Origin of the sequence: Gordonia humi, from assembly GCF_014197435.1 — a bacterium.
In the GTDB taxonomy this organism is placed as follows: domain Bacteria; phylum Actinomycetota; class Actinomycetes; order Mycobacteriales; family Mycobacteriaceae; genus Gordonia; species Gordonia humi.
Genome location: NZ_JACIFP010000001.1, coordinates 358,334 through 374,410, shown reverse-complemented (window position 1 = coordinate 374,410; position 16,077 = coordinate 358,334). Strand labels below are relative to the sequence as shown.

Annotated in this window: 15 protein-coding genes and 1 riboswitch; of the genes, 6 read left to right on the top strand and 9 right to left on the bottom strand. The window is 67.4% G+C overall.

Annotated elements, in window-relative coordinates; all coding sequences use genetic code 11:
- Positions 1-788 precede the first annotated feature (788 nt).
- From BKA16_RS01700 to BKA16_RS01690, 3 genes are all read right to left on the bottom strand, one after another.
- A complete protein-coding gene (locus BKA16_RS01700; RefSeq protein ID WP_183368939.1) occupies positions 789-2,108 on the bottom strand; it encodes an ISL3 family transposase in 1,320 nt (439 codons plus the stop codon).
- Between the two features lie 382 nt (positions 2,109-2,490).
- Positions 2,491-3,294 (bottom strand): helix-turn-helix domain-containing protein, encoded by an 804-nt coding sequence (locus BKA16_RS01695; RefSeq protein WP_183368938.1) that lies wholly within the window; start codon positions 3,292-3,294, stop codon positions 2,491-2,493.
- Positions 3,267-3,659, bottom strand: coding sequence for a VOC family protein (locus tag BKA16_RS01690; RefSeq protein ID WP_183368937.1), 393 nt, complete (start codon positions 3,657-3,659; stop codon positions 3,267-3,269). Before BKA16_RS01690 ends, BKA16_RS01695 begins: the two co-directional genes overlap by 28 nt.
- 107 nt (positions 3,660-3,766) lie before the next feature.
- Here BKA16_RS01690 and BKA16_RS01685 point away from each other — a divergent pair, with 107 nt between their 5' ends.
- Positions 3,767-4,852, top strand: a complete 1,086-nt coding sequence (locus BKA16_RS01685) for an HtaA domain-containing protein (protein ID WP_183368936.1) — start codon at positions 3,767-3,769, stop codon at positions 4,850-4,852.
- A gap of 37 nt (positions 4,853-4,889) precedes the next feature.
- On the opposite strand, the gene BKA16_RS01680 is transcribed toward BKA16_RS01685, so the two are convergent.
- Genes BKA16_RS01680 through BKA16_RS01670 form a run of 3 tightly spaced genes read right to left on the bottom strand, consistent with a single transcriptional unit; the run spans position 4,890 to position 9,734 of the window.
- Positions 4,890-7,256, bottom strand: coding sequence for a serine/threonine-protein kinase (locus tag BKA16_RS01680; protein WP_246371909.1), 2,367 nt, complete (start codon positions 7,254-7,256; stop codon positions 4,890-4,892).
- A gap of 46 nt (positions 7,257-7,302) precedes the next feature.
- A complete protein-coding gene (locus BKA16_RS01675; RefSeq protein WP_183368934.1) occupies positions 7,303-8,286 on the bottom strand; it encodes a glutamate ABC transporter substrate-binding protein in 984 nt (327 codons plus the stop codon).
- Entirely contained in the window at positions 8,283-9,734 is a 1,452-nt protein-coding gene (locus BKA16_RS01670) for a hypothetical protein (RefSeq protein ID WP_183368933.1), read from the bottom strand. Before BKA16_RS01670 ends, BKA16_RS01675 begins: the two co-directional genes overlap by 4 nt.
- 141 nt (positions 9,735-9,875) lie before the next feature.
- Here BKA16_RS01670 and BKA16_RS01665 point away from each other — a divergent pair, with 141 nt between their 5' ends.
- A complete protein-coding gene (locus BKA16_RS01665) occupies positions 9,876-10,337 on the top strand; it encodes an NUDIX domain-containing protein (RefSeq protein WP_183368932.1) in 462 nt (153 codons plus the stop codon).
- A gap of 32 nt (positions 10,338-10,369) precedes the next feature.
- On the opposite strand, the gene BKA16_RS01660 is transcribed toward BKA16_RS01665, so the two are convergent.
- On the bottom strand, positions 10,370-10,756 hold the full coding sequence (locus tag BKA16_RS01660) for a hypothetical protein (RefSeq protein ID WP_246371565.1): 387 nt from the start codon (positions 10,754-10,756) through the stop codon (positions 10,370-10,372).
- A gap of 256 nt (positions 10,757-11,012) precedes the next feature.
- On the bottom strand, positions 11,013-11,684 hold the full coding sequence (gene thiE, locus BKA16_RS01655; protein ID WP_183368931.1) for a thiamine phosphate synthase: 672 nt from the start codon (positions 11,682-11,684) through the stop codon (positions 11,013-11,015).
- A gap of 27 nt (positions 11,685-11,711) precedes the next feature.
- Positions 11,712-11,825: riboswitch (TPP riboswitch) on the top strand.
- Between thiE and BKA16_RS01650 the strand changes: the two genes are divergently transcribed.
- The 3 genes from BKA16_RS01650 (at position 11,818) to thiG (ending at position 13,808) form a co-directional block, all read left to right on the top strand.
- Complete coding sequence (locus BKA16_RS01650; RefSeq protein WP_343067240.1) at positions 11,818-12,858, top strand: FAD-dependent oxidoreductase; 1,041 nt, start codon at positions 11,818-11,820, stop codon at positions 12,856-12,858. Its footprint overlaps the riboswitch before it by 8 nt.
- A gap of 1 nt (position 12,859) precedes the next feature.
- The gene (thiS, locus tag BKA16_RS01645; protein WP_183368930.1) at positions 12,860-13,057 is read left to right on the top strand and encodes a sulfur carrier protein ThiS; all 198 of its coding nucleotides are present in this window, start codon (positions 12,860-12,862) and stop codon (positions 13,055-13,057) included.
- A complete protein-coding gene (thiG, locus tag BKA16_RS01640; protein WP_183368929.1) occupies positions 13,050-13,808 on the top strand; it encodes a thiazole synthase in 759 nt (252 codons plus the stop codon). The genes thiS and thiG overlap by 8 nt, the downstream gene beginning before the upstream one ends.
- Positions 13,809-13,865: 57 nt before the next feature.
- On the opposite strand, the gene BKA16_RS01635 is transcribed toward thiG, so the two are convergent.
- On the bottom strand, positions 13,866-14,813 hold the full coding sequence (locus BKA16_RS01635; protein WP_183368928.1) for an EamA/RhaT family transporter: 948 nt from the start codon (positions 14,811-14,813) through the stop codon (positions 13,866-13,868).
- A gap of 83 nt (positions 14,814-14,896) precedes the next feature.
- Here BKA16_RS01635 and BKA16_RS01630 point away from each other — a divergent pair, with 83 nt between their 5' ends.
- Positions 14,897-16,069: an ATP-grasp domain-containing protein gene (locus BKA16_RS01630; RefSeq protein WP_183368927.1), complete on the top strand. Its 1,173-nt coding sequence runs from the start codon at positions 14,897-14,899 to the stop codon at positions 16,067-16,069.
- Positions 16,070-16,077 lie beyond the last annotated feature (8 nt).

The window sequence follows — 16,077 nt, the reverse complement described above, 5'->3', positions numbered from 1 at the left end:
GCAAGCTCAGGCGCTCCATGGACAAACGAAGAGGTAAGGACGGTAGTCCCTGCGGGAATCGAACGCCTCTCACCATACTTACGTCAGTGCAACGAAGAGGACATAGACTCGACAACTCTAATTTGCGTCAATATGCACGGGGCTGGTGAGCTGTCGGGACAGTCTGCCTGGATTCGGGCCGTTCAGCGGACACATCCAGTCACCGCTGCGGATTTCGACAATCAGAATGAGATCTATCGAGCTCCGATGTTTACTGTGGCTCGAGTGCCGGAGCGGGATCGCGAAAGGCTAGGCGAGTTCGCATTCACCACTCGTAAGGACGACGAAACTGAAGTCTGGTCACTCGACTCAGATCGAGCATTCATTCAGATCGGGTATCCGCGGGGGTCAATCGACCAGGATGAACTCTGGGATACCGCGGGAAAGATCCTCGAAGGGCGCTAGCTATTCATGTCCAGCTGGAAGCGTTAGAGAATCTATCACGCAGCACGGCGGCCGGACGCTCACTGGGCGGAATTGACAATCGGAGCAGTCGCGGTCCGTCCGCCACAAATCCAGCTATCAATCTCCCTGAGAAAGCGGACCAGTTGCACTCCGTATGCACCATTTCAGGGTTCTGCGTCAGGCGCAATTTCACTGATCGTTGGACGACTGAAAGGTTAAGTTACTGTGAACCTAGATATCAGTGGAGGTAAACAGTTCTTCTTGGCCGCGTTCAATGCCGCCGGATTCTATCTCGCTTTCTTGATCTACGATGACGGCTCTTCGCAGTTAACCGGGCAGTTCCTTTAGCAGTGGAACTGGATGCGCGCCCGCCGTTGTTTGCGGGTGCAGTGGAATCGTATCCTGCGGCGTGAGTTCTCGATGTTGCGGAATCCGCAGGCCGATCGTTTCACCTGCTTGACCAGCCGGTTGGTGCCTTCGGTGGCGGCGTTGGTGACCTGGGTGCGGATGAACGCGCAGATCCCGGGCCACCATGTTTCGATGGTACGGGCCAGTGTGTTGGCTTCGGGAACGTTGACCTGCGCACACAGGTCCAGGAACCGGTAGAGGCGTTCGCGGATCTGGCTATCGTCGACGCGCGGCCGACTCCGCGCCATCGCCAACAAGGCCCGGAGTTCCTCTTTGACGATGTACGCGGCGAAGATCTCGTTGCCCGGATCGTGCGCTCGCAGATCGGCGATCATCTTCTGATACTTGTTGTCCGACAACCGTTCTCGACCCATCAACAGTCTGCGGCGGTTGGCCCATTCCGGGTCCGTCGACCGGCCACGACGACCACGTCGGTCCCACGTGACCCGCCGACGGACCTTCGTGACCATCGCGTTGGCCAACTGCACGAGGTGGAAGTGATCGACGACCAGTTGCGCGTTCGGTAACGCGACCGCGACGGCCGCGGCATACGACGCGGCCGGATCGATCGCCACGTACTCGATCGCATCCCGAAACGGGGCCGGCTGCGCGGCCAGCCAGTCGATCACCACCGCACTGGTACGGCCGGTGACCTGCCCCAACAGTCCCTGATCGCCCGCCAGATCGACGAACCCGGTATCCCACGGATCGATCCGCACCCACCGACCATCACCGCCGCGGACCCACCTCGGTTTCCCACGGCGAGTCTCGTCGATCCCCAGCACCGACGTCGGGGCCGGATCGGTCAACGCCGTGGCGGCGATGTCGACGAACGCGCCGTGCGCGGTATGCCACGACACGCCGTGCCCGGCAGCGACCTCGGCGACCGACCGAGCGGCATCGCCGATCGCCCGCCCGATCGTCTCCCGCAACCGGGTCGTGGTCCGCCGACGACGCGGGACCTGCCCGATCGCTTCGGTGAACGACCCACGCGCGCACTCTGAGTTCACGCACCGCCACCGAATCTTGTTCCACCGCACCATGATCGGAGCATCCCCGTAGCCGATGTCGCGGGGCGTGCAGACGACCCGCTCCTTCACCGACGTCGACCGGACACCGCACCCCGGGCAGCACGAGGCCGCCGGATCACTGGTACCGACATCGACGATCCGCGTTCGCCCGTCCGGCCCGCCGACACTGACCCCGACGACCTCGACGCCTTCCAACCCCAACAACAACGACGTACCATGATCCACGGCCCCTGTTCCTCCGGTGCTCTGACTGTCTTGACAACATCCAGAATCACCGAGGCCAGGGGCCGCTCACGTCAACGACACGCCAAGCGCCTGACCAGGCATTGCCCGGTTAACTGCGAAGAGCCACGATGACGTTAAATTACACGATCCAGTCCCAGAGATGTTCACAGGTCAGATTGTTGGAACAATCGTCGTTGCGGTCCTTACCCTGCGCACAGCGGTAGAGATCAACGTCGGTAAACCCGGGTATGCACACCGCTTAAATGGTCGGCACCCCGAAGATGCCGGGCGAGCCGCCCCGCGTCCAGCCGAGCAAGAAGGTCGCCGAGCACTGGGACTCCGACGGGAACCGGATCGAGACGTAGGGCGTCGGCGGGCGCCCTCACTCGGCGGCGAACTCGCTCGCGCGAACTCGCAGGAACCGCGTCGGCGGCAGCCCGGTGAACGCGGTGAACTCCCGGGTGAGGTGGGCCTGGTCGGCGAACCCGAGATCGGCTGCGACATCGCCCGGGGATCGGCCCGATTCGAGGCGGCGGCGTGCCGTGTCGAACCGAACGAGGCGGGCCGCCTGTTTCGGACCCATGCCGAACTCTGCGGTGAACACGCCGGTCAGCCGACGGGCCGACCAGCCGGACTGCTCGACCAACTGGGACACCGTGACCGTGCCGTGCGTCCGGAGGATCTGCCGCCAGGTGCGGACCGCGTCCGGATCGGCGCCGACAGGGCCGGCTAGGCGACCGGACATCTGGTCGACCAGCACGTCGAACGCCGCCCGGCGCCTCGCCGGGTGCGGCACCTCGCCGACGGCGTCCCGCAGTCGGCGGGTGAATCCGGCGTCGATCCGGTCGAGTTCGAGCATCGACGGCAGCTCGCCGACGGGCACGCCGAACAGTCGCCGCACCGCGCCGGGCGTCAGATCGAGCTGGACGCCGATCTGTGTGCCGTCGTGGTGAACGGTGAACGCCTCGCGATGGAGTTCGCCGATCCCACAGGTGAAGGTGGTCCGACGGGGAAGTCCCGGACCCGTCAGGTCCAGACCGTCGCACAGGTCCACGATCAGTGTGACCGTCGACGACGGTATGCCCAGATGCGTGCCGGGTGCGACATGCGTGATCTCATACGGCACCACGTCGACGCCGGCACTCCGCACGGCGTCGGTCAGCCCGCGTACGTCCCGAAGCTCCATACGTTGCCCTCCGGATCGGCGATGGAGAACCCTCGCGATCCATAGTCCTCCTCGGCCATGTCGCGGACCATCCTCGCGCCCAGGTCGATGGCCCTGGCGTACACCGCGTCCGGATCGGTGACGACGACGTAGACGCTCGCCGCACCGATGGGAGTCGCGAACGTCGAATCCTGTTTGCCGGAGGAACTGACCATGACCCGACCGCCGTCGGGCCACAGCATCTCCGAGTGGATCACCTCGCCGGGGCCGTCGCCCTCGACGAGGATGCCGGGTGTGAAGCCGACCTTCTCGAGCCAGGCGCGCTCGGCGAGAGCGTCGTCGCAGGTGAGTCCGGGCCAGATGTTCATGTCGTGTCGTGTGTTCATGCGTACGATCCTCCCTCCAGTCGGGCGTCCGGGTCTTGAACATTTCGGCACGGACTGGGGACCGAAGACTCTGATCACCAGGCGGGTACACAGGCTAGGCTCTGCTCATGTCTGGATTGCGCCGTCTCCTCATCCTCCTGCTGGCCACGGTCGTCGCGCTCGTCGGCGGCGCCGTCGCGACCGGACCGGCCGCTGCGGATCGCTTCCGGCCCGCGATCAGCGTGTACCTCGCCGACGGAGTGACCCCGGCCGGTGGCGTCGAGTTGCACCCGGGCGATCAGATCGTCGTGAAGGGGACGGGTTTCGATCCGAACGCGAACACCTCGGGTCTCCCGGTGCCCGTCCCGCCGGGCGTCCCGCACGGGACCTTCGTCACTTTCGGCGGCTTCGCGCCGACCTGGCAGCCGTCGAAGAACGCTCCGGCGTCATCGCGCGCAGAAGTCCGCAGCAAGACCAAGTGGGCGCTGTCTGAGTCGGCACTGAACAAGATTCCCGATGTCCCGTTCGACCTGCGACGCACCGTCGAGCAGCAGTGGGTCAGGCTGGACGCGCGGGGACGATTCACCGCCCGCCTGACCCTCGCGACGCCGGAGAAGACCCCGGCCGACAAGCGCTGGGGCGTATACACGTACGGTGCGGCGAATGCGGTCAATGCGGCGCAGGAGAAGTTCGTCCCGCTCGACTACTCGACCACGCCCGGGCCGAACACGCCCGTGCCGGCGCCGAAGAACCTGGTCTGGGGCTGGTCGTCGACGCTGCCGGCCGCGATCGAGGCGACCCAGGGCGCCCTCGCGGGAACGGGCGGTGCCGGTGTCGACACTGCCGACCGGATGTCGTTCGAGCTGACCGACAACACGATACGCAACGGCCGGGGCGAGCTCCGTTACCGAGGGACCGTCGTCGTCTACACGCGATTCCACCTGCTTGAGATCGCTGTCGCCGATCCGATCATCAGGGTCGACGGGGCGCGGGCGGTCCTGTCGATGAAGACATCGTCCACCGACATGAACGGCGACGATCACCTGCGCCGTATCGCCGTCGCCGATCTGGACCTGACCCGTGGGCAGGCAGCGCGGCTCGCGGCGGGACAGAACGTCACCGGAATCAGTGCGAGGTTCCGGCGAGGCATCACACCGACCTCGCTGGCGGCGGTGTCGGTGACGGGAGCGGACACCATCGACCTGCGGTTCTGATATCGCGGCGGGGCGATCCGACTGGAACAGGTCGCCGTCAGAACAGGGTCGCCGGCCGCACCAGATTCGCCAGGTCCACCAGCAGGAAGCGGTGCGCACGGTTGTCGCGCGTGGCCCGTGCCAGCTCACGCAACGACCGCTCGGTGCCTGCGCGCAACCCGGGCTCGGTGAACGGGAAGCCGAGGAAGTCTTCGCCTTCGCCCTGCTCGGGGTGCGCGTCGATCCAGCCGAGTGCGCTGCCCAACACGATCAGCTTCAACCGGCGACGACGCGGATCGTCAGTGCCGATCTGGTTGAAGCGGGTCGCCGCCTCGAACAACTCGTCCTGGGTCACCGCCCCGGGCGGCCGCCCGTGCACGAGTGCCAGAATCGCACTGATCTGCGCCGTCCCGTAGTGACGGCTGGTGATCGGAACCTCGTCGAGCGGCTCGATGGCCTGCTCGATCTCTCCTTCGGCCAACAGCATGCGTGCATATCCGAACGCCGCGGTGACGATGGAGTGGTCGGTGAGCCATAGGTCGTGGTACGACTGACGGGCGATGTCGTACCAGCGTTCCACCTGCGCGGCTTGTTCATTGGTGGAGTAGCCCTCGGCCGACAGCCAGTAGCCGATCAGCTCGGCAGTACCTGCGACGGCCAGCTTGGGCGCCACCTCGCCGGGCAGCGCCTCGAGTACCTCGTGGAAGCGCTCGAAGGCCAGCTCCGGTTCGGCGTTCAGCAGCGCGCAGATGCCGAGGAACCAGTGCAGTCGCCACGACTCGCCGTGATTGTCGGCCACCTCGCGCAGCAGCTCCAGAGCAGTGTCGAGATTCCCCAGTTCGAGATGGGCGCGCGCCTCGGCGAGGTCTATCTCCAGCGACGGATGCTCGGCGTTCTGCCGTGGATAGGGCACCTTGTCGGCAGGCATGAGCGTCGAGAAGCCTTCGGCGCGTGCCGCCTTGATGGTGTCCAGCGTCTGTCGTGGATACGACAGCGCCGCCGACGTCAGGACGTTCGCAGCAGGATCGGTCGGATCGACCAGCGGCACCGGCAACGCCCGCGCGATGTCGGCGGGGTCGTGGATCGCGGCGTCCTTCGGATCGAAGAACCCGTCGACCGGCGCCAGCAGCAGCTCGGTGCCGAACGTGGAGCGTTGCGGGGTGAACACCGTCGACAACGACGGCCGCGGCACACCGGTGTGCAGGGCGACGGTCTCGCGCAGCACGTTGAGGACTTGCGCCGTCATCTCCTCCGCGGACTCGAATCGCTCGGTCGGATCGAGCGACGTCGCGCGGTGCAACAGGAAGTAGAACGACGGGTTCTCCACGAACACCGCGGTGGTGTCCGGATCGGGCAGCCCGTCCAGGTACCTGCCGTCCTCCATCGGCATGTCGACGGTGAGCACGGCCAGCGTCCGACCGATCGAATAGATGTCGGTGGCCACCTGCGGTCCGGTCTCGGTGATCTCCGGTGCCTGGAATCCCGGTGTGCCGTACAGTCTTCCGTACCCGTTGATCGCAGACACCGCGCCCAGGTCGATCAGCTTCACGTCATCAGAGGTGATCATGATGTTGTCGGGTTTCACGTCGTTGTAGACCAGCCCGACCGAATGCAGATAGCCGACGGCCGAGAGGACCTCGAGGATGTAGGCCATGGCCTGCTCTACGGGCATCGGCTTGATCTTGCCCGAGGGACCGGTCGTCAGCTGCTTGAGCGTGTGACCGCCGACGTACTCCATCACGATGTAGCCGAACAGTCGGCCGTCGTCGTCGGCCCACTCGACGAAGTTGAAGATCTTCACGATGCCCGGGTCGTTCACCGACGCCAGGAACTGCCGCTCGGCGATGGCGACCGCCTGCGCCTGCGAGTCGGACGAGTTCAACAGACCCTTCAACACGACGGGCCGATCGGACACGTTGTGGTCGACCGCGAGATAGATCCACCCCATGCCGCCGTGCGCGATGGCACCGGCTATCTCGTACTGGTCGGCGACCATCGTGCCGCGCGCCAGCCCGGGCACGAACGAATAGCGCGAACCGCAGTTCGGACAGGTCCCCTTGAGCGGGCCCTTTCCCGGGCCGGAGCGTCGGCCGACCTCTGCACCGCACTGCCAACAGGTGCGTTTGGACTCGACGATCTGCGGATTGGCCAGCACGGCGTCGGCCGGATCGATGTCGGTGACGTCGGGCAGCTGCACCAGACCGCTGCCGAGCCGCCGGTCGTGGATGTGCGACGGCCCCTTGCGGACCTTGCGCCGCGATGCGGCGATGTCCTCGAAGAGTCGCCGCACCTGGGTGGCCTGCGTCCCGGTCGCGGCGGGTGTGGTGCCGACCGTCGACACTCCGTCGGTGGCCTGAGTGGCCGCAGGCATGGTGCCGACCTGAGTCGCCTGAGTCGCGGGCCCGTCGTCGTCGACGGTCGGCATCGTCTCGGCCTGGTGGGTGGGGGAGGTTGGCTTGTCGGTCATGGTGTCAATCGCGGTAGGTGTACGGGGGTGGACTGCCGGGGCCGAGGACCGACAGCCACCGCTGGTACGAGTTCTGCCAGCTGCCGTCGGCCCGACGTTGTGCGAGTACTCCATTGATGAAACGGACCAGTTCGGGATGGTTCTTGGCGACGCCGACGCCGTAGTACTCGTCGCCGAGGCTGTCGCCGACCACCTGCACCCACGGATCCTGTTGGGCGATGCCCGCGAGGATCGGAGTGTCGGACGTGATCGCGTCCACCTGACCCTGCTGCATCATCACCAGGCAGTCGGCCCAGCTGACCGTGGTCGCGAACGTGGCCTTCGGCGCCAGATGCCGGACGCGGCTCAGCGAGGTGGACGACGTCGTGGCGCACACCCGCTTGCCCGCGAGATCGGCCGCGCTCTCGATCCCCGAATGGCGGTAGACGAGGATCCGTTGGGACGCTTCGAAATACGGTGTCGAGAAGGCGACGGACGCCATCCGTTCACACGTGATCGACATCGATTTGATGACGACGTCGACGGCCCCGGTCGCCAACGCCTCGACGCGGTTGTCCGTCGACACCATCCGATAGTCGATCCGGTTCGGATCGCCGAAGATGGCAGCGGAGATCCAGTGCGCGACGTCGACGTCGAACCCCACCACGTCGCCGGTCAGCGGGTCGCGGAAGCTCAGCGGATTCGAACCGAGGTCGGTGCCGACCACCAGTCGCCCGCGCTGGAGGATGTCTGCCATCGCCGTGCGGGGCGGCATCCGGCCCGGGACGGGCAGCGACGCGTCCGGTCGCAGGCTCGCCATATCGCAGTCGGTCGACTCGGTCGGCGAATCCGGGCCGTCGACGGAGTTCTCGAACGAGACGTTCGGGGGGAGCGGCACCTGGGCGGTCGTGGTCGGCGGATTGCCGGTGCTCGGGGTGGTGGAGCCGCAGGCGGCCAGGCAGACGGTGAGAAGGGCGGCGCACGACGCGGCGGCGAGTCGACGTCTCATCGGTACTCCCGAATCCGGGGGAACAGGCCGCCGAACACGGCTGCCGCCGCGACGAAACAGAGCACCGCGATGCCGGTGCCGGTGAATCCGAGGACCTGTTGGGCGGTGTTGATGTTGGTGCGGAACGTATTCCGCGCGTCGGCGATCGCGGCGACCAGCGCGGTGTTCGCCTCCTCGTATCCGGTGGCGGTGCTGATCGAGCCGTCGCCGACGGTGAGCGCTCGCGCGCTGGTGAAATCGCCCGCCGTCAGCAGCCTGCCGACCTCGGAGTGCGCCGACCGCCACCGTTCGACGGCCGACTTCACCTCGTCGAGGGGATCGGTGATGCCGTACTGCTTGTCGAGATCGGAATCCCGCTGGAGCGATTCGGCGCGGTCGACGATCTGGTCCATCGCGGAGGAGAACGTCCGGTCCAGTTCACCGGGATCGGAGCGCCGGACCAACGACAACGTCTCGGCCGACCGGGCCTGTTGGGTGAGGATGCGCATGCTGGTCAACGTGTGCAGCGGATCCGCGCCGGAGACCTTCGCGGTGTTCGCCGCGGCGACCGAGGTGAGCCCGGAGACCAACAGCCAGACGGTCCCCAGCACCAATGCGGTCAGGGCCGCGAGCAGACCCATGTTGAAGTGGCGGCGGGTACGGCGGGCCAGATACCGGCTGGTCGTGAGGAGCATGCCGATGATGAGGGACAGCGCGACGTACACGCCCCACGGCGGCACGGTCAGTGTTCGTTGGGGCTCGGAGATGGCCGAGGAACGCTGCTCGTAGAGGCGTTGCGCCGCAGGAAGAATCGTGTCCTGCATGAGTGTCGACGCCACGGACAGATACGCCGATCCGACGGGATAGCCCAGACGGTTGTTGGTGCGCGCGGTCTCGACGAGACCGGTGTACTCGGGGATCTTGACCGCGAGGGTGTTCAGGTCGGCGCGTGCGCCCTCCTCGTCGACGGTGTGCGCGGACGCGTCTTCCCGGTAGCCGTCCGTCGCCGCGATCAACGCCATCGATGCGCTCGCGATCGAGTCGGTGAAACTCTTTCGCAGAGAGGGTGATTCGCGACCGCCGGAGATGAACGCCGAGTTCGCGGAGGCGTCGGCCACCGACAGGGAGCTGTACAGCGTCTCGGCCGCCTCGGCTTGCGGCTCGCTGCGATCGATCAGCGATGCGAGCGTCTGACTGCGCGTGGTGGACGCCGACGACGCGTACCAACCGGTCAGTGTGCAGGCGAGCACCATCGCCAACAGGATGATGACGAGCTTCCCGGGCGTCGTGGTCGCATAGAAGCGGAACGCCACGAGCGGAGAACTGACCCGTTCGCGAGTCATCGCCGCGAGTTCTCGACGGTCGGCGATCACCTGCCGGAGAGTGGGTCCGGGGCCGCCTCGTTCGGGGATCACCGTGCGACCGGCATGCGTGAGCGCGGAGCGCACACCCGAAACCTGCCCGGCCACGACTTTCCCTTCGCTTGGGTCGACCCCCAGCCTAGTCCGCACGCCTGCGGGTGACGGGCAACACCCGGTACGGTGAGTGTCGAGCCGCCGCGAGCCGACCGGCGGCGTACTTCTTCAAGGTCAGTGCAGTGGGAGGTCCGCGTGCAGGGTGACGGTGACGGCTGGGTCTTCGACGCCGACGGTCAACGGTACTGGGGACGGCACGGAGCCGCCGGACTCCTGTTGACGGCCGTCGCCGACGACGGGGTCGCGGTGCTTCTGCAACACCGCGCGGTCTGGTCGCACCAGGGCGGAACGTGGGGGTTGCCCGGCGGAGCCCGCGACTCGCACGAGACCGTCGAGCAGGCGGCCGTCCGCGAGGCGTTCGAGGAGGCCGGCATCACCGGGGACCAACTCGACGTCGTCGACTCGGTCGTCACGCACCGTGCGTCGAGCGGCTGGACCTATACGACGGTCCTCGCCCGCGCCGCGTCGCGGATCGCGACCACGCCGAACGGCGAGTCGACCGAACTCCGCTGGGTCCGTGCCGCCGACGTGGCCGAGCTTCCGCTGCATCCGGGGCTCGCCGCCGCGTGGCCGGGGTTGGTGGACCGACTCGGCTGAGCGGGTCCCGGACGCGTGCGCGCGAACGGGTCTCACGGGGCCTTTCGCGCGCCGTCGTTGACGAGCTGATTGGCCCCCGAGATCAACGCCGAGACGGCGGACTCGTCGGCTGTGCGGCCGATCCCGTACGACCAGCCGCGGCGGCCGTCGGCCTCGCACAGCAGGTAGGTGGTGACCTCGTCCTCGTCGACCTGCTGCGAGAACGAGATGATCTCGACGCCCGCGCCGAGATCGTAGAGCATCGAGGTCATCGCGCCGATGGCGCCGGATGCGGTGGCCTCCAGACTGACGGTGCGCGAGGAGATCTGGACGCGCGCGGTGCAGTGGACGGCGTCGGCTCGGGCGGGCTCGATCGAGAAGGCCTGCAGGGAGATGGAACCGGTCGGGGCGTAGGTCGTGTCGAAGTGTGCCGTGGTCATCGTGGCCGCCTCCTGAGGAAACCAGGCGGGCATCCGGCGGCCGACCGAGGATCGGCCGGAACGGTGGTCGCCGTGCCCGTCACGGATACAGGTTGACGGCTGGAACTGAATGGAGTGCATCACGTCGGTTCATTTCGGTCGAAGATTCGGTGACCGACGGTAAAGAAGTGGAGAGACGACGAACCCGCAGCGGGGGGTCGGTCGAATCAGACCCCGCTGCGGCGGGTTACGAGAAGCTTCCACGTCATAGTGGCGATCACGATAGCACCGCCCTGCGCAGTGCGGAAGAGGCAGCTCGCGGATCGTCGGCCGCCGTGATCGCGCGGACGACGACGATCCGTGTCGCTCCCGCCGCGACGACCTCGGGGGCTCGTTCCAGGTCGACGCCGCCGATCGCGAACCAGGGTTTGTCGTTCGCCTCGGCGGCCGCGGCGCGGACCAGATCGAGGCCGGTGGCCGCGCGGCCCGGTTTGGTCGGCGTCGTCCACAGCGGGCCGGTGCAGAAGTAGTCGACGTCGCGGTCGGCGACCGCGGCGCGCATCTGGTCGGCGTCGTGTGTCGACCGGCCGATCACCACCTCGGGGCCGACGATCGCGCGGGCGGCCGACGGCGGCAGGTCGTCCTGGCCGAGGTGGAGCACGTCGGCGCGCGCGGCGTGCGCGATGTCGGCGCGATCGTTCACCGACAGCAGTGCGCCGCCGGCGTGGACCACCTCGCGCAGTCCAGCCAGGATCTCCAGCTCCGCCGACGCGTCCAGTTCGCCGAACCGCTGCTCGCCCGCCGATCCCTTATCGCGCAGTTGGACGATGTCGACCCCGCCCGCGACGGCCTCGGCGACGAACTCGAGAAGGTCGCCGCGCTCGCGGCGGGCATCGGTGCACAGGTACAGGCGGGCGTCGACGATCGCGGTGCGGGAGGAGTCGCTCATGACAGCAACGGTAAGCTGATCGTGAACGAGACAACACACGGGAGTCCGCCGGCGCCGGGCTGAGAGTGCGACACGGACCGTCGCTGACCGTCTGACCTGATCCGGATAATGCCGGCGAAGGGAAACGATTTCTGTGAGACGTGAACTGTCCGTCGTCGGCGGCGGGGTGGTCGGACTGGCGTGCGCGCTGGCGGCGGCCGACGACGGATGGACCGTCACCGTGTACGACGCCGGCGCTCGTCGACGTGCTGCTCACGTGGCGGGCGGGATGCTCGGTTGCTTCGGCGAGGGACATCCCGGCGAAGGTGAACTCCTCGACGTCGCCGCGGCGTCGGCGGCGCTCTGGCCGGACTTCCTCACCAGACTCGGCGATCCGGCGGTCAGGACCGCCGACAGCAGCATCCTGCTGGGGGTGTCGTCGACCGATCTGGCCTACCTCGACGAACAGGTGCGCTTCGTCCGCGGCCGCATGCCCGACGTCGATCTGCCGCGATGCACCGGGAATCGACTGCGACGCCACGAGTCGGCGCTGGCGCGCGGGACGGCGGGCGGCTATCTCGCCGAAGGCGAAGGTGCCGTGGACAATCGGCTGCTCCTCGCGGCGCTGACCCGACGATTCGAGCAGGCGGGCGGCACGATCGTCACCGACACCGTCGACGATCCGACCGCACTCACCGGCGACCAGGTCCTCATCGCCGCCGGACTCGGCAGCACCGCGTTGGCCGGCCTCGTCGGCGCCGATGTGCCGCTCCGCGGCGAGAAGGGCGAGATCCTGCGCCTGCGGCGTACCCGCTGGTCGGTGCCGCCGCCGACCCACGTGATCCGCGGGCGACGCCACGGGCGGCCGATCTATCTGGTCCCGCGCGCCGACGGCGTCGTCGTCGGCGCCACCCAGTACGAGGCCCTCGGTCCCGACGACCGGGCCCCGCAGGCGATCGGCGTCGCCGAACTGCTCGCCGATGCGATCGCCGTGATGCCCGGGCTGAGCACCTACGAGCTGGCCGAGGCGGCGGCGGGGATACGCCCGTCGTCGGTCGACGGCGTGCCGGTGGTGAGGCGCGTCGACGAGCGGATTCTGATCGCGACCGGGCACGGCCGCAACGGGATCGCCTTGTCGCCGTGGACCGCGGCCCGCATCCGAGAACTCCTGAACCACCCCGAGAGAGAAGGCTGACATGGAACTCACCGTCAACGGCGACGACATCCGGATCGACGGCCCCGTCGACGTCCCGCGTCTGTTGGAGCACCTCGGGCTCCCGGACACGGGCGTCGCCGTCGCGGTCGACGGCGTGGTCCGCCCCAAGACGCGCTGGGCCGAGGAGATCGGCGAGTACGCCGAGATCGACATCCTGACGGCGGTGCAGGGTGGCTGAGAAGTTCGTCGTCGCCGGTCGTGAGTTCACCTCACGGCTGATCACCGGCACCGGCGGGGCGTCGAACCTCGCCGTCCTCGAACGCGCCCTGGTCGCCTCCGGCACCGAGCTGACGACCGTCGCGATGCGTCGCGTCGACCCGGCGTCGGGCACCGGGGTCCTGGATCTGTTGCGTCGCCTGGACATCGCGGTGCTGCCGAACACCGCCGGGTGTCATACGACGGCCGAGGCGGTGCTGTGCGCGCAGCTGGGTCGCGAGGCGGTCGAGACGAACCTGGTGAAGCTCGAGGTGGTGGCCGACGACCACACGCTGCTGCCCGATCCGCTCGAACTGGTCGAGGCCGCCGATGCGTTGGTCGACGACGGATTCGACGTGATGGCCTACACGAACGACGACCCGGTCCTCGCGCAGCGTCTCGAAGACGTCGGGGTGGCGGCCGTGATGCCGCTCGGCTCGCCGATCGGCACCGGTCTGGGAATCGCCAACCCGCACAACATCGAGATGATCGTGGCCCGGGCGAGCGTCCCCGTCGTGCTCGACGCGGGTATCGGCACGGCCAGCGACGCGGCGCTGGCGATGGAACTCGGATGCGACGCGGTACTGCTGGCCAGTGCGGTGACCCGGGCCAACGACCCGGAGGCGATGGCCGCGGCCATGCGGCACGCCGTTCTCGGCGGTCGTCTCGCGGCCGGAGCCGGACGGATTCCGAAGAGGTTCTGGGCGCAGGCGTCGAGTCCGGCGCGGGACTGACGGTCTCGACTTCGGCTCTCCGGAGCGGAGTCGACGGGCTCGACCGGCAGGGCCGCGTCAGGCGGAGGCGTCGTCGGTCTCTTCGCGGCCGCGGCGCCAGCCGCCCTTCTCGGGCGGTGCCTCGCCGAAGTGATCGGGGTCGCCGGTGGAGTACCAGGCGACGAGGACCGCGCCGATCACCGCGCCGATGAACCCGACGATCGCCAGCCACTCCATGCCGGGACGGGCGATGTCACCGAGGAACACGACGCCGATCAGGCTCGGCAGCGCCGTCTCACCGGTCACCAGCAGCGCGGTGACGCCGTTGACCGCGCCGACCTGCAGCGCGACGGTCTGCACGTAGAAGCCGACCGCACCCGCCACCGCGAGCGCGTAGGCCGCAGGATCGGTGAGCAGGGCCGCCAGATCGAACGGATTCATGCCGTCGAGAATGCGGACCGACACCGCGATGATGCCGAACAACAGGCCTGCGGCCGCGCCGCCGACGACCGCCGCGTACTTGCCGAACGTGTACACGCCGACCAGGGCGACGGCGGCCACCACGATCGTCGCCCCGAACAGTTCCCAGTGGAAGCTGCGCTCCGCGTAGTCGTTGGCATGCGGAGCCGACGAGACGCCCAGCATGAACAGGGAGAGCACCACCAGCCAGATGGCGACCCAGTCGCGAGTGTGGAGGGTGATGTTCAGCAACAGGGTGCCGAGCAGTGCGGTGACCACGAGATTGGCGGCGACGATCGACTGCGCCAGGAACAACGGCAGGAACCGTGCGGCGAGCGCGCCGCCGCCGAAACCGACGATCACCATGAGGGTGCCGAGAATGAACGCGGGATCGACGATGGTCGACATCGTCGAACCGACCGACGGCGCCGCCGCCGAGTCTGCGCCGGTTCTGCCGTCCTCTCGCATCTCGACGGCGACCCGCCGTGCGCCCAGAGCGCGCAAAACGGTCGAAACCCCGTACGCCACGGCGGCCATAGCCGCAGCGATGACGCCGATTGCGAACAACCCGATTCCTATTCAGCTGGCTTGGAGAACACTCGAAGGAATACCGTACACGGCCGGTACCGGCCTGTGTCTACTCTGTAGTAGTGGTCTCTGGTGCGCGCAAACATGTGCTGATTACGTTCGCAAGGTCGTTTCTGACCCTCAACCTGGCCCGTCGTATGGCCGCGGCCGGTCATCAGGTGACGGTCGTCGACAGCATGAGGGGCGGGGTCTCCAAGTGGTCGAACGCCACGACGGCGTTCCACCGGGTCAGCCCGCCCAAGTACAAGCCGCAGGAGTACTGCCGGGAACTCGCGGCCATCGTCGAACGCGAGAAGGTCGACATCGTCATCCCGATCCACGAGGAGACCGACATCCTCGCGATGATGGCCGGACTCTTCCCGGCAACGTGCGAGCTGTTCCTCTCGTCGTTCGAGATCGAGGAGATGCTCCACAACAAGCTCTCCTACCAGCAGGCGCTCGTCGACCGCGGCATCGAGACGCTCAAGTTCCGGGAGATCTCCTCACCGGAGGACGCCGTCGCCGCGGCGAACGACTTCACGACGCCGTTCGCCGTCAAACAGGCGTACTCACGCGGTTCGCAGAAGGTCTACAAGGCGTACCCGGGCGACGACTTGAGCTACCTCACCTACGATCCGACCAATCCGTGGATCGCGCAGGAGTGGCTCGAGGGCGACCGCTACTGCACGTACTCGGTGTGCCGCGACGGTGAGATGTACGCGCACGCCACCTATCCCGTCGCCTACGCGATCGGCGGCAGCTCGTGTCTGACCTTCGAGCAGGTGGAGCATCCCGGAATCGTCGAGTGGACCCGCCGCCTGGTGAAGGAGGTCGGTTTCACCGGACACATGGGGCTCGACTTCATCGACAACCCCGAACGCGGTCTGGTCACCATCGAGTGCAACCCGCGCGGTACCAGCGGAATCATGATGTTCAAGGACGAGGACCGGGTGGACCGCGCGTTCTTCGGCGAGAACACCGAGCTGATCACCCCGCCGAAGGGTCATACCACGATGATCGGCGCCGGGATGGCGATCTACGGCTGGAAGAAGAGCTCGTACCCGAACAACACGTTCCGGAAGTTCTTCGCCGAGATGCGCAAGGCCGACGACGTGATCGCCAGTAAGAAGGACCCGAAGCCGGGGCTGCTGATGCCGCTCGCCTACGCCTACATCGCGAACGACGCCCGCAAGTACCGCGTCGGTCTCGACGGCGGCTTCATGCACGACCACGAGTGGGACGGTCGGCCGATCTAGCGGAGTCG